The 13,288-nt window shown below is 42.6% G+C and carries 13 protein-coding genes; 6 read left to right on the top strand and 7 right to left on the bottom strand.

Annotated elements, in window-relative coordinates; genetic code table 11:
* Window positions 1–231 precede the first annotated feature (231 nt).
* A complete protein-coding gene (locus AACR11_RS27530) occupies window positions 232–1,350 on the top strand; it encodes an OmpP1/FadL family transporter (protein WP_009697082.1) in 1,119 nt (372 codons plus the stop codon).
* Between the two features lie 50 nt (window positions 1,351–1,400).
* On the opposite strand, the gene speG is transcribed toward AACR11_RS27530, so the two are convergent.
* Window positions 1,401–1,931, bottom strand: coding sequence for a spermidine N1-acetyltransferase (speG, locus tag AACR11_RS27525; protein WP_005452602.1), 531 nt, complete (start codon window positions 1,929–1,931; stop codon window positions 1,401–1,403).
* A gap of 271 nt (window positions 1,932–2,202) precedes the next feature.
* Between speG and AACR11_RS27520 the strand changes: the two genes are divergently transcribed.
* From AACR11_RS27520 to AACR11_RS27505, 4 genes are all read left to right on the top strand, one after another.
* Window positions 2,203–2,355, top strand: a complete 153-nt coding sequence (locus tag AACR11_RS27520) for a hypothetical protein (RefSeq protein ID WP_005452601.1) — start codon at window positions 2,203–2,205, stop codon at window positions 2,353–2,355.
* A gap of 609 nt (window positions 2,356–2,964) precedes the next feature.
* Entirely contained in the window at window positions 2,965–4,371 is a 1,407-nt protein-coding gene (locus AACR11_RS27515) for a cytochrome-c peroxidase (protein ID WP_029788402.1), read from the top strand.
* Between the two features lie 188 nt (window positions 4,372–4,559).
* On the top strand, window positions 4,560–5,075 hold the full coding sequence (locus AACR11_RS27510) for a GNAT family N-acetyltransferase (protein ID WP_029788403.1): 516 nt from the start codon (window positions 4,560–4,562) through the stop codon (window positions 5,073–5,075).
* 28 nt (window positions 5,076–5,103) lie between these two features.
* Window positions 5,104–5,502, top strand: a complete 399-nt coding sequence (locus AACR11_RS27505) for an NUDIX hydrolase (protein ID WP_029788404.1) — start codon at window positions 5,104–5,106, stop codon at window positions 5,500–5,502.
* A 78-nt stretch (window positions 5,503–5,580) separates the two neighbouring features.
* Here AACR11_RS27505 and AACR11_RS27500 read toward each other — a convergent pair whose 3' ends face one another.
* Genes AACR11_RS27500 through AACR11_RS27475 form a run of 6 tightly spaced genes read right to left on the bottom strand, consistent with a single transcriptional unit; the run spans window position 5,581 to window position 10,383 of the window.
* Window positions 5,581–6,756, bottom strand: a complete 1,176-nt coding sequence (locus AACR11_RS27500; RefSeq protein ID WP_223295785.1) for a tetratricopeptide repeat protein — start codon at window positions 6,754–6,756, stop codon at window positions 5,581–5,583.
* Window positions 6,757–6,759: 3 nt separating this feature from the next.
* A complete protein-coding gene (locus tag AACR11_RS27495; protein ID WP_223295784.1) occupies window positions 6,760–7,371 on the bottom strand; it encodes an energy transducer TonB in 612 nt (203 codons plus the stop codon).
* A 19-nt stretch (window positions 7,372–7,390) separates the two neighbouring features.
* On the bottom strand, window positions 7,391–7,798 hold the full coding sequence (locus tag AACR11_RS27490) for an ExbD/TolR family protein (RefSeq protein ID WP_029788407.1): 408 nt from the start codon (window positions 7,796–7,798) through the stop codon (window positions 7,391–7,393).
* Window positions 7,788–8,300 carry a MotA/TolQ/ExbB proton channel family protein gene (locus AACR11_RS27485; RefSeq protein ID WP_009697090.1) on the bottom strand — a complete coding sequence of 171 codons (513 nt, stop codon included), beginning with the start codon at window positions 8,298–8,300 and terminating at the stop codon, window positions 7,788–7,790. Before AACR11_RS27485 ends, AACR11_RS27490 begins: the two co-directional genes overlap by 11 nt.
* Window positions 8,294–9,637, bottom strand: coding sequence for a MotA/TolQ/ExbB proton channel family protein (locus AACR11_RS27480; RefSeq protein ID WP_029788408.1), 1,344 nt, complete (start codon window positions 9,635–9,637; stop codon window positions 8,294–8,296). Before AACR11_RS27480 ends, AACR11_RS27485 begins: the two co-directional genes overlap by 7 nt.
* 2 nt (window positions 9,638–9,639) lie before the next feature.
* On the bottom strand, window positions 9,640–10,383 hold the full coding sequence (locus AACR11_RS27475) for a DUF3450 family protein (RefSeq protein WP_029788409.1): 744 nt from the start codon (window positions 10,381–10,383) through the stop codon (window positions 9,640–9,642).
* Window positions 10,384–10,902: 519 nt separating this feature from the next.
* On the opposite strand from AACR11_RS27475, the gene AACR11_RS27470 reads away from it, so the two are divergent.
* Complete coding sequence (locus AACR11_RS27470; RefSeq protein ID WP_029788410.1) at window positions 10,903–13,248, top strand: TonB-dependent receptor plug domain-containing protein; 2,346 nt, start codon at window positions 10,903–10,905, stop codon at window positions 13,246–13,248.
* Window positions 13,249–13,288: the final 40 nt, after the last annotated feature.

The raw sequence follows: 13,288 nt of genomic DNA, 5'->3' as shown, positions 1-13,288 counted from the left end.
AAAAATAAGGTTATAACGCATATAACCATAGGTGATAGAACTTCCTATTATGCTTCCACTTAGTTTTATACAACGTTGAATAGTCCGTCCTTACTTATCCAAAGTTTGTTTACTTACCTGTTCTTTGAAGGGGATTGGATGACGTATGTACACCCAAGTAACCTCATCCTTCGGGAGCGCACTACCTTGAAGTCACTTGGGTATCGTTAGCTTAAGTGGAATAAATATAATATGAAAAATCTTACCAAATTCGTTGTTGTGGGGTCCCTCCTTTCATGTGCAGCAGCTCAGGCTGGAGGCTTGTACTTGTACGAGACTTCTACCACAGATATTGGTTTAGCCTCTGCTGGTATGGCAGCGCGAGCGCATGATGCCTCAGTAATGGCGGCTAACCCCGCAGGTTTATCCAATGTAGCGGGTCAATCTTTCTCTGGTCATCTGATTAGCTTGTATGGCGATGCAACGCTAGACACCATCGATGGTGGAGATGCCGGTAATATCATAGGTTACGTGCCTCTTGGCTCAGCCTTCTATAGCCAACAGGTAAACGACAAGTGGACTTTAGGCATTGGTATGTATGGGAATTATGGTCTGGGATTGGAATATGACCAGCTTTTTAACCGTATCGATATTCCTAATGCCATCACTCAAGCCGTAACGGTTCAGCCTTCTGCTTCTTACCGTATCAACGAACAGTGGTCTGTGGGTGCTGCGCTTGGCATTCACTACGGGATTCTTGATATGGATGTAAAAGTGGACGGAACTTCGCTAGCCGGTGGTATTGAAGATACCGATGTCCAAGTGAATGGTCGTGTTGGCGCGCTTTATGAGCTGAACTCGGGCACACGTTTAGGTTTATCTTATTCTAGTGAAGCAGAATTCGACTTCGCAGATAAAGACCTGACAACCAGCGCAGTGTTACCTCAACAGGTAGTATTTAGTGCTTATCATGAGCTAAACGACAAACTTGCCCTTATGGGTAACTTGAACTGGCAAGATTGGAGCGCGTACGACACCTTGATGGGAGTGGAAACACAAGATACTTATCAAGTTGCGATTGGATCCCAATACAAGATCAACAGTAAGGTGACATGGAATGCGGGTTTTGCGTTTGATACGAGTATGTACGCAGATCAGTCAAACGGTGACCTTACGATTCCTGCTGGTAAATCTTATCGTTTAGGTACTGGTTTTGATTACAAGATTGATGAAGCAAGCTCGGTATCTGTAGCATTTGAAGCAATGCTAATTGATTCATCTGAAATCAAATTGGCGGGCATTCCCGTTGCGAACTTTGATGACCCAGCGTTGTATTTCCTAAGTGTCGGTTACAACTGGAAAAACCAATAAATCAGTTTAAAACAACGGTAAGCAGGTGTTCGCTTACCGTTGTTTTATTGTTATTGATTGTTCTCGAGTTTTTCGCGGTATTGTTCTTGTAGAATGTACATGCGTTTTACGTCACGATAGCTGCCGTTGATAAAGAACTCTTGCACCAAATGCCCCTCTTCAATAAAGCCGCACTTTTGATATAGGTGAACGGCTTTTTCGTTGTCTAAAGCAACCAAAAGATAGATTTTGTGCAGGTTAAGAATCGAGAACGAATAATCCAAAGCTCGATTGATTACCTCTTCCGCGTAGCCACGTCCTTGATGGTCTGGTGCGATGATGATTTGAAATTCTGCACTACGGTGAATGTAATTAATCTCTATTAACTCTACCAGACCAATTAATACACCATGTTCATCTTCTACGACAAAGCGGCGCTCAGCATCATCGTGAATGTGCTTGCGGTAAAGTTCCTCTAATTCATCATGGGATTCGTACGGCTCTTCAAACCAATACGTCATAATATTGCGGTTGTTGTTGAGGTCGTGAATAAAGCGCAGGTCTGAACGTTCTAAAGCACGAATAGTGAGACCATTTTTCATCGTTTATCTCCAGAGAGCAAAAGCATAATCAAAGGTAATTATGATTCCTCCATCTTAGCTCATTAGGGGGAAATCTCCCCTTTACTTCTCTGAGTTTAAGACGGTAAAAGCGATCTTCGTCATACCCTTACAATCCCTTTAAATATAAGGACTTTGGTAATAATAAAAGTTAATCATAACGACAAAAAACCTGATTAGTTTAAGGGTGCGATTTCAGATTAAATACCGCCAACGACTTAAGGTCATAATCTACATACACAAGGTATTAAATATGTTTTCAATCGGTGACGTAGTAGTAGCTACTAAAGGTATCGAGCTAGGCGAAATGGTTGTTACAGGTCTAAGCAGCGGCGGTTTTTACGCGCACGTTAAAGCTGGCGAAAAAACGCTAACTTACCCAGCTAAAGATCTTAAGAAAGCATAATTTAATTTGCTGACTTGCGAAAAAGGTAGCTCACGAGCTGCCTTTTTTTGTGCCTACAATTCCTTCCTAAATTCCTACTTTATTTCCCTCTGACTTATTTTTATTCAATTTTGATTCATTGTGGTTATACCCAAGTAACCTCGAGATGCTAGGTTCAGCGAGAATGACTTGGTTTGTAGACGCGGCGGCGATTTAAAGATCTAGTCATTCTAAATCAAGAATCGGCAACAAAGTATACAAGCCAAGGCAGCTCGCCCTTTGGGAGCGTGTCATTGACCCGATTGCTGCGTCAAACAACTTGGAAAGAGCTAGCTATTACACTGCGTTGTTTTCCTTACTCTCGAATCAATGACAGCGCTCTGAATCCTGCATCTTGAAGTCACTTGGGTATATATACCATTTTGACTCATATCAATAAAAGATTTGGTTTTAAGTTGTTGTTTTTATGTTGTATTTTTTACTTATCTCCACAAGTGTCTGTTTTTATAAACTTTAGATGTTAAATTAGTTGCTCATCTAAATATTCGATTAATATCAATTCCTTTTTCCCATTTTTAAATATTTGGGCATTTCAATAACTTTCGCCTTAACTGATTTAGGGGAACAGTTATGAATAAAAAGAAAATAGCACTAGGGATCGTGGGAGTTGGTTTGGTGGCTTACTTCGGTACCGTTTACATGGTGAACCAAGACGATAAAAAGGTAGCTCAACAGAATCTGACGCAATTTAGCTCGTTAGATCAATCTACGTTGGATTACCAAGCAATGAAAGTACTGGCAGACAAAGGCTGCGGTTACTGCCATACACCAAATAGCGAAATGCCTTTCTACTCAGAAATGCCAGTCGCGAAACAGATAATGGAAGCGGACGTCAAAGTCGCGATGCGCCACTTTGATATGACCAATTTGTTTGATGACGTGAAGCAAAGTGACCCAGTGTCAGAGGTTGCGCTCGCTCGACTTGAGAAAGTGCTTTACGACGATTCCATGCCGCCAGCGATTTACCTGACCATGCACTGGTCAGCAAGCATGTCAAAAGATGAAAAGCACACGCTGTTAAAGTGGATTCGCGAAAAACGATCAGAGCGTCATGCGCAATCGCCTGTATCTGAAGAGCGTAAAGGCAAAGTCCTACAGCCAATTTACACCACGTTTGAAACTGATGCAGATAAAGCTGAGTTGGGTAAGGTGCTTTATCATGACACGCGATTGTCAGGAGACAATAGTGTCTCATGTGCATCATGCCATAGCCTTGATACAGGCGGCGTGGACCGACTAGTAACCTCTGTTGGCATTCATGGTCAAGTCGGTGGTATTAACGCGCCAACGGTTTTCAATGCCGTGTACAACAAACTGCAATTCTGGGATGGTCGTGCTGCAGATCTGCAAGATCAGGCTGGTGGTCCTCCATTTAACCCAATTGAAATGGGCTCTGTGGATTGGGATGAAATTGTCGACAAGTTAAGCCAAGACCCAGAAATGGTCGCGATGTTCAAAAAGGTTTATTCAGGTGACATCAATGGCAACAACATTACGGACGCGATTGCCGAGTTTGAGAAAACGCTTACCACACCAAACAGCCGTTTCGACCAGTATTTGATGGGTAATACGGATGCACTGGACTCACATGAGAAATATGGTTTGATGTTGTTCAAGAAATACGACTGCCAAACCTGTCACGCAGGTGAAGCCATGGGTGGTGAAACGTTTGAAACCATGGGTATGAAAGCCGATTACTTCGCAGACCGTGGCACAGAAATGACCGATGCAGATCTTGGTCGCTACAACTTCACTGGCAATAAAGAAGATAAGCATAAGTTCAAAGTGCCAACGTTACGCAACATTGAACTGACGCCGCCATACTTCCATGATGGTCATGCGGATACGTTAAACAAAGCCATCTACGACATGGGTAAGTATCAAGTCGGTGTGGAGATGTCAGAACAAGAAGTTGACGCTATCAAAGACTTCCTCAAAACCTTGACGGGTGACTATGAAGGCCGCCCATTGAGTTAAGCTTAAGTAATATGCCAAAGCGAATCTTTGATAAAAGATAGCTCCCACACTTAAGACCACCTTGAACTGAGGTGGTCTTTTTTATGCTCCGAACTCAACCAAATCAGCACTTTAGTGATTGGTTTGTCGACCCTTCTAGATGATAATGACGCCTTAATTTCATCCATATAAAAAGAACGAAAAATATTATGAAAGTGATAGTTAAGAACGCTCAAAAACAACACGCTCAAGGCATTACCGAAGTGTTGAACCCAATTATCGAAGAGGGCTTATATACGATTCTCGATACCACCTTTACGACAGAAGAGGAAGAAAGCTTTATTGAGAGCTTTCCTGAAATGGGCGTATTTAATGTGGCATTGAACCCAATCGATGAGAGTGAAGAAGAGGGCACTGTGCTGGGTTTCCAAAACGTAGAGCCTTTCGCGAGTTATACCAAGGCGTTTGCGCACGTTGGTATTATCGGTACCTTCGTTGATGCAAAATATCGTCGCCAAGGTGTGGCTTCGGCTCTGTTTACCGCTACCTTTGCTGATACGAAATCGAAAGGTTATGAAAAGCTGTTTGCGTATGTGAGAGAAGACAACCCTAACGCACTTGCCACGTATCTAAAACATGGTTTTGAAGTAGTTGGTACGGCAAAGAAGCACGCCAAGATTAACGGTCAGTATATCAATGAAGTTCTGATTGAGAAGTTTCTCTAACGCTTAGAAGGAAAGCAAGATGCACAATATGCATAAGTCAGCAGGTATCATCATTAAAAACGGCGCACTTCTGGTGTTACGTTCAAAAGGCAAAGACACCTTCTACGCGCCAGGTGGCAAACTTGATAGTGGTGAAACTTCAGAGCAAGCATTATGTCGCGAGCTACATGAAGAAGTGGGGATTAAGGTAACGGAAGAGAACTTGGTATTGTTTGGGCGATTTGAAGCACCAGCGCACGATAAAGACGGCATTACTTTGGTCATGGATGTGTTCTTCGTTAGCGATTACTCGGGCGAGGTGGTTGCCAGTAACGAAATCGAAGAGTGCCAATGGATAGATTCTTCAAACGTGGATGACATCGCGATAAGCACGATTTTTCGCAATAACGTATTCCCTAAGTTGGTGGAACAAGGACTGGTGAAATAGCGCATCCTTGAGTCACTGATAGAAAGCAACACGCCCGTAATGTGAGAGCATTACGGGCGTTGTCTTTCGAGCTTTGTTCTAATCGCTATTCAGATAATCGATTTGAATCAGCCATTGTTTGGCAGAGCTGTCAAACTTGCCTCCAAGTAAAGATTCCAATAATGGTTTTGCTTGTCGGTACTGATGCAATTCAAAATGAGCAATTGCTTTAAGCAGTTGCCACCTCTGGTTCTCTGGTTGCTGCTTAATTTGTTGCTTTAATAGCGGGACGGCTTGCTCCCAGCGTTGTTCTGAATAAGCCAGCTGTGCTTTGATGGCTAATGAACTTGCTTGAGATAACGAGTCTAACAACTTAATTGCCTGATCACGCTGACGGGATTTTAGCAGCGCGTGAAGTTTCAACTTGTTGACCTTCTCTTGGTATTCTGAAGAAGGCGTATATTCACTCAAAGTGTGATAAGCAAGAGCTGGAGTTTTAGCTTCAAGTTGCAGCTGCGCAAGAAGAATTCGTTGCGGCTCAGTGAGTTTATGCAAATCTTTAACGACGAGAAGTGAGGCAACTGCCTTCGCATTCTGCCCATAGTGAATGTGTGATTGAGCCAAACGCGACCAGAATTTATCTTGGTTTGGATAGAGCTCGGTTACTTTCAACAGCAAGGCATACTCTTTTTCAAATGCTTCTAATCGTTGATAGCTTGCTAAAAGTAATTGATAACGTTGCTGCGTAGCGTCGAGCTTTACTGCAGCTTTCATAATGGTTGCAGTTTCTTGCCACTTCTCAAGCTGATAAGCACTATGTCCTGCGATGGTGCTAACCTCAGCAATTAGTGAGTCCGTCAGTTTGACTTGTCCTTTTTCCAACTCTGATTGGTAGAGTTTTTGCCATACTGCGAATTGGCTCAATACATCGAGGTAACGTTGGTTTTGATAATTGAGCTGCACCGCGAGACGAAGGAGTTGTTCACGATTAGCGGAATTCCTTGTTAGTGTCAGCAATTCGTTTGTTCTGTCGAGGGCACACGACAACATTTCTAGCTTTAAGCAAGCTTGTAAATAAAGGCTTTTTGTCAGTTCTTGAGTTTCCGCATTACTACCTTGGTGGTTATCGTGAAATCGTGCAAAGGCATTTATCTCGAAGTCGTCACGCTCCAAAAAACGGCTTAATTTCTGGTATTGCTCAAATGTCTCAATGTCCACTTGTGCATGCGTTGTAAAGCTGAGAAAGGCTAAGCAGAGCAGGGCTGTAAATCTCACTATTTAGTCCTCTAAGCTGTAGTTCAATGTAACTTGTTGCCATTGTTCTCCAGATTGTGGAGGAACAAACTTCCAGCGCATTACGGAGCGCAATGATGAGCGAAGAAAAACGCCTTTCGGAGACTCTTCAACCACTTTGTACTGTATTGCTTTACCTTGTTGGCTTATTAACAAAGAGAAAGTGATGTGCCCTTCAATACCGTTTCGCTTGGCTTTCGTCGGGTATTTGGGGGCAATCTGATAAGTGGGTTTTGCCATCATAACCTGAGATTGAAATTGACTGCCTTGATGAACACCCGCTCCCGAAAAAGAAAAATCAAAAGTTAAATGGACATCTATTTCATCACTGGGTTTAAAAGTAACCTCCGGCAACGTGACCATGCTGTCCATATCTGGGATGGTAAAGTCAACTAACGCAGGACGAGCAGGAGCTGAAGTAGGCGCGCTTGCAACCACGACAGGCTTAGTAACCTCAAGCTCCTTGGGCTTTTTGTGCGACGTGATTGTTTGGACATAGATCTGGTTTGAACTGCGCTCTGGTTTTGCCCTAGGCGTTGATATCAAAAGGTGCAGGAGAGCAACCAATAGTAAGTTGATGAATACAGCAGCTGCCAATATACCTAGCAGTTTTGATTTACTGCTCTTTGGTAGCGATAGCAACATTGTTTAGCCCTGATAAGCGTAAAGTGTCAATGACGGAAATGAGCGTTCCCGTATCTAAGCTTCGGTCGGCATTCACGATCGCATTGGTTGGCTTCTTATCGACCAAGTAAGCTTTTACTTGGAATTGAAGCTGGCTGAGGTTGACGTTTTGTCCGTTAAACCAAATATTATGATCGCGATCGACACTCACCGAAATGGTCTCTGCTTTTGGTTTCAATGATGAGCTGGATGCACTAGGTCTATCGACTTCCATCGTCGACTCTTTTTGAAAGTTCGCCGATAAAATAAAAAAGATCAGCAGAATAAAAACCACGTCGATCAAAGGAGTAAGGTCAACTTGAGGTGACTCTTCTCTATCTGTGAAGGATTTAATTTTCATAGGATTTCCATTGATTGGCGAAGTGGACTAAAAGTTTTTCCTGCTGTCTCTTGAGGTTGTAAGCTAGGTACATACCAGACAGTGCTGCGAGCAATCCTGCTAGTGTGGTGAGCATCGCTTGGCTGATGCCTTCCGACACTGCGTTTAGAACATCATCGCTGTTCAATTGCTCAAAACAGGTCATCATGCCATCCACTGTGCCGAGTAACCCAAGCATTGGCAGAATTCGGACAAAAAGACGTATCTCATTAAGTCCAACACTGAGGTGTTGTCTAATCTCGCTTAACCATCCATTTTCAAGGTAGAGGCGCTCGTTGTCCTGAATACCGGAGTATTGCTTGATCTTTTGCGAGAACTGAGTGTTTAAGTCCGTGCTCTTTAAGGTATGAAAACGCAAGTAACAATGTAGGATGAGACCCCACATAACAAGTGAAACTAAGCCGATAGACCACATAATTGGGTGATCCATCGGTAAGCGTGCAGCGAGCACTTGCTCTAGCATGTTCCTTGGTTCCCATAACGAATATCTACAACCAAACTGGTTACTTGATGCTCTATGATTTCTGCAAGTTGCTGAGCTTGAGTTTTAACTAAGCAATGCAAGATGAGCAGAGGAACGGCAACCAGAAGTCCCAGCTTGGTCGTGAGTAGTGCCTCAGCAATACCGCCAGAAAGCAGTTCTCCATCTGTGACGCCTTGAGAGGTGATCACTGAAAAGGTCTCAATCATGCCGCCAACGGTTCCGAGCAATCCCATTAACGGAGCAATGGCTGCTAGTACGGCTAAGGTACCTATACCTCTGTGCAGCCAAGGCATTTCTCGACTCACGTTTGCATCTACTACATCTTCCATTTGCTGATGAGCATTGCAGTTTTTCAGTTGCATGAGTACACGACCTAACATGTTGTTTTCTGAAAGTTCATCCAACTGACTCGCTTGTTTTTTTACCGCCTGCTTTTCTTTCGTCAAAGTAATCAAGCGAGCAATTCCGATAGAAAAGCCAATTACGGCTAGAACAACAATAAGCACACCAACCATGCCTGCAGCCAAGTAGCTCTCGTACCATTTCGGTTGATTCGCTAAAACATCAAAACCAAATCCAAAACTTGGATCGACTGCCCATTGTCCTTGTGTGATATCAAGCTGCGGTTGTGGTGAGACTTGTCGCCATTGTTGACGAGCACCATCAAATTTCAACCAACCATAATCTTGCGAAAACTGACTGAATGCCCCCACTAGTTGAACCGGTGCTTTTTCAATGTTTCCGTTGGGAAGTAGTATCTCTCCCTTTACAACGTTTACTCGGCTGGAGGCAGAGATTTGTTGGATCATCGCAAGCCAGAGATTATTGATAGAAGCGATACTGAAATTATTTTTCTGAACAGGTAAGAGTGTTTGGCTCTCAAACCATGTAGCGAGAGGTTTATTGTTAGAGATAAAGTTGTTTTGTTGCGCAGATGTCAGCTCTATAACCTCTTCAATATCCGCCTGTGCAAGCTGCACTTGTTTTTGTTTGTCACTTAGCTTTTCTTGAAGTGCGATAATGGCTTCTTCAAGCTTCGCATTGCTTGAATTCAACTCTTGCAGCTTGAGTTGTAGGGATTCAACCTGCCCATTAACCTCTTGAAGCTGATGACTTTTTTGTGATTTTAATTGCTTGTAACGTTGAATGTCTTCTTTGCTGCTTTGTTCTACACGCTTAAAAATTTCTTGAAGAGTGTCACTTCCGCTACGTTCTTCGATGGTATTGGCACCTACTGCTGGAGCAATATTAAAAATAACCAGTAAAATGGCACTCAACAGGTGTGAATAGTTTGGTTTCCAGAGGAAGTTTTTCATGGTTACTGCGCCTTTGGAAGGGTAAGAACAGGGTAGGTCATGCCGCTGTTGAACGCGGTAAGTGCTCGCTCAACCTGCTTGGTCTCATCCACTGATAATGTCATCCATTGTTGGCTTTCTGATTGCCATACGCCAGCAGTTGCAGCATCAAGTGATAGGTAGTAATAACCTAGACGGCCAACTCTCAGGTATTGAACTTCTTGATTAGGTGTTAATCGACCAAACCAAGCTTTTACTTGAGACCCGTATTGGAGCTCGGTTTGATAAGCGATAAGGATGCGTTCGAGTTTTTCCGCATCGGTCAGTTGAGGGTTATCTAGCTCTGATGTCAGTTGCTGTACCCGTTCAAGTCTTGAATCTCTATCAAAAGGGATATCCGCTAAAACCAGTTCCTTGAGCGTCGTCGTCATTTGCTCTAATAACGGATACAAGTTCACTTTAGTTTGGCGGATGTTCTCCATCTTGCCATCTAAGTTTTGAATCGCATTTTCCAGTTGTTGAAGCTGTTTGGTGAGCTGCTGCTGGTAGCGAGACTGTAACCGGATTTCGTGGTCGAGGTTTCTTACCACTTCACGTTGCAATTGTGTTTGGTCATCAATGCTCTCGACCTTTTTTTGCTCCGAAGATGATAATTCGATATTACCAACTTGCTCTTGAAGGTGCTGGGCAGTGTTTGATTCTGCAAAAGCTGTATTTTGCAGACAAAGTGAGAGTATTGCTAAAGGTGTAAAACGAGGTTGAATCATCAGTTTGAGTACTGTTTTTGGTTGGTTTTATTCTAACGAATAATCTTAAAGTCTTGGGAATGATAATTGTTTTTAATTGGAAGTGAAGCGTTATTTTTTACTCCACTCTTGGTTTTTTGAGTTAAATTACTGAATTTTAATTAATTAAAAAATAAATGAACTCAGATGGAAAATGAGTTGTCAGAAATTATTGTTATAACTACGCGTTTTCAATTTTATCGATTGCGTTAACAAAAATGATTTTTTTATAAAAAACTCATGTTAACGGAATGTTTGCGTATTTGTTTGTTTTCGACATTTTATTCCAAATGAGATTTAGTTTCATTTGGCTCTTTTCGCATAAGGGATTTGAGAGAGTTAGACTTGTTTTTATAGGTTGAGTGAATGTTATCTATTTATTAATGGAACAAGGTATCTAACACATTATTCTGTGCTTATCACAGCTGTTAGTGGGATTTACTTGTTGAATGACTTGTTGATAGCATTAATGATAACAATTATCACTTACAAGCTTTTACAATGCACCCTTTCAATAAAACTTTGCTTGCAGCGACCATTGCGTCGCTATGTTCCGTATCTAACGTTTATGCAGAAACGGAAACGCCGTCCGAAACTCCATCTGATCTAACTGTAAATGTGACAGACACAAGAGATGATGAGCTTTCAACTAAACAAACACTTGATGCTGATGACATTAAAGACACTCCTTCATCTAACGGCAACTTAACTGACTACCTACAAGACAACCCAAATGTTCGTTTTGCTGGGGGTGATTTAGATGGTTTACAAGGTGGTGAGATTAAGCCTACGTCAATATCGATCAATGGCGCTGAGCCTGAGCAAACGGCTTATCTGCTAGATGGTATTAATGTAAACAACGATATCGACCCTAGTCACTCATTGTTCGATGGCTCAATGGCGGTAAACCCAAGTAAAAGTTCTGAGCAAGCGTATTTCTTTGATGCAAACCTTTTGTCGGGAATTACGACATACACTAGTGATGTTCCAGTAAGTCTAGGTGGTTTTACCGGAGGTGCTGTTGTTGCTGAAACTCGCCAATACAGCGGTGAGAATCGAGTAAAACTTCGTTATAGAGGTACACAGTCTGATTGGGCTTCTATTCATATTGATGATCATGTAAAAGCGGCTACTGAGAGTCTTGAGCCACTTGGCGCTGACGCGACATATCAGCCTAAATACAAAAAGAATTTCTTTAGCGTGATGGCTGAGCAAGCGCTAACTGATGAAGTTGGTATGGTGCTTGGTTTTAGCCGCCGAGATTCTGATATCCAGCAAACAAGACTTTTGAACCCAACAGGTAAGCGTGACAAACAAGATCACACTCGTCGCTCTGATAACTTTTTGGCGAACTTCAACTGGACGCCAGATGTGGATCATAGTTTAGAGTTTGGCTTGCGTTTGTCTGACTACAGTGAAGGTAAATACTATGCTACCAACACCGAAGGGGATGTAACGGATACTCACTTAGCATACGGTTCAACGATCAAATGGACACAGAAGCTTGGTGCAGGTTCTTTCTCAGCAACTGCAGCTTACGACAAATTCAGAGACGAGAGAGACTCATCATCAAACGATGCTAACGTTTATATCGAATTTGATCCTTCGTTTGAATACTACGAAGGCGGTTACGGTGATAGTCAAATGACTCAGCAGAATATTAATCTGAAGCTTACCTATGACTTTGATTTAATTGAAACTGGTCCGCTAACACACTTAATCTCATTGGGTGCTGATTACCGCAAAACAGACTTCAAGTTTAATCGTGATCATGATGTAAACATCAACACGCTTATGACTTGGGGCGGTGTGGAGTTCAATAGATCTGCTGAAACGCTAAATGCTGGTTCGGTTGATACTGACTACCAAGATTACGCGCTGTATGTTGAGGACCAAATCCAAATTGGTAATTTGACGCTTCGCCCGGGTATCCGAGTTGATCGCGACGACTTTTTAGAGAATACCAACGTGGCACCGCGCTTTGTTTCTTCGTTGCAAGTAACGAGAGATACCAATGTTAGCTTCGGTCTAAACCGTTACTACGGTCGTTCTTTTGCTATGATGAAGCTGACTGGTGAGATTCAAGAGCTTAACAAAGATACATCACGCGATTACTCGTCTCTGAACAACCTAGAGACCCCGCATGCAGATGAAGTGACGTTTGGGGTAACTCAAAATATCGATAACTTCGTGCTCTCAGCTAACTATGTTAGCCGTAATTACAAAGATCGAATTCGAGCGAAAGAACTCGGTGGAAGCGGCTCTAAAGTTGTTTCTTACGTGAATACTGAAAGCTACAACGTAGATGTATACACGATTCAAGCAAGAAACATTAAGCCTTGGGTATTAGGTCCGACTTACTGGACAACAACCTTGGCTGCAGATTTGACTAAGACTGATGAGTCTACTCTTGGCAATGGTTACAACGATAATGACCTTATTTATCTCGACGGTAAATTGATGACTCGTAAAGAAGCGGAACGTCAAGTTAACAGCAGTGGAGAAGAGTGGATCATTCGCCTAGGTCTTGATATGGCTGTACCTGAATATGACGTTGTTTGGGCGAACAAAGTGTACATTAAAGCACCAGTGAAAGACACCGAGTACTCAACGGATTCAGCTGAAGGTATCGAGATGTACTACAGCTATGATCACGGTACTCACACTCAATGGGATACTCGCCTACGTTACCAACCAAGCTTGTACGGCACTCACTCTGGTTACATTCAAATTGATGTACTTAACGTATTAGATGATGTTCGCCAGAAGGGATTATCTTCGACGTCTAGCAACGCAACCTTCTCTCCAGGTCGTGAGTTCTGGCTAGAGCTAGGTTACGAATTCTAATCTATTTTCTTTTGTTTGATTAAGGGTAACCAGTAGTTTT

Source organism: Vibrio sp. L85, assembly GCF_963871815.1.
GTDB classification, from domain to species: Bacteria; Pseudomonadota; Gammaproteobacteria; order Enterobacterales; family Vibrionaceae; genus Vibrio; species Vibrio harveyi.
The sequence above is the reverse complement of the archived record's forward strand: the minus strand, read 5'-3'. Positions and strand labels throughout refer to the sequence as shown.

What these genes read in the sequence shown, in the direction of transcription:
- AACR11_RS27475 (WP_029788409.1), bottom strand. Translation starts at nt 10,383, where the DNA reads ATGATTCAACCTCGTTTTACACCTTTAGCAATACTCTCACTTTGTCTG.
- AACR11_RS27515 (WP_029788402.1), top strand. Translation starts at nt 2,965, where the DNA reads ATGAATAAAAAGAAAATAGCACTAGGGATCGTGGGAGTTGGTTTGGTG.
- AACR11_RS27520 (WP_005452601.1), top strand. Translation starts at nt 2,203, where the DNA reads ATGTTTTCAATCGGTGACGTAGTAGTAGCTACTAAAGGTATCGAGCTA.
- AACR11_RS27530 (WP_009697082.1), top strand. Translation starts at nt 232, where the DNA reads ATGAAAAATCTTACCAAATTCGTTGTTGTGGGGTCCCTCCTTTCATGT.
- AACR11_RS27485 (WP_009697090.1), bottom strand. Translation starts at nt 8,300, where the DNA reads ATGCTAGAGCAAGTGCTCGCTGCACGCTTACCGATGGATCACCCAATT.
- AACR11_RS27505 (WP_029788404.1), top strand. Translation starts at nt 5,104, where the DNA reads ATGCATAAGTCAGCAGGTATCATCATTAAAAACGGCGCACTTCTGGTG.
- AACR11_RS27510 (WP_029788403.1), top strand. Translation starts at nt 4,560, where the DNA reads ATGAAAGTGATAGTTAAGAACGCTCAAAAACAACACGCTCAAGGCATT.
- AACR11_RS27490 (WP_029788407.1), bottom strand. Translation starts at nt 7,798, where the DNA reads ATGAAAATTAAATCCTTCACAGATAGAGAAGAGTCACCTCAAGTTGAC.
- speG (WP_005452602.1), bottom strand. Translation starts at nt 1,931, where the DNA reads ATGAAAAATGGTCTCACTATTCGTGCTTTAGAACGTTCAGACCTGCGC.
- AACR11_RS27470 (WP_029788410.1), top strand. Translation starts at nt 10,903, where the DNA reads ATGCACCCTTTCAATAAAACTTTGCTTGCAGCGACCATTGCGTCGCTA.
- AACR11_RS27480 (WP_029788408.1), bottom strand. Translation starts at nt 9,637, where the DNA reads ATGAAAAACTTCCTCTGGAAACCAAACTATTCACACCTGTTGAGTGCC.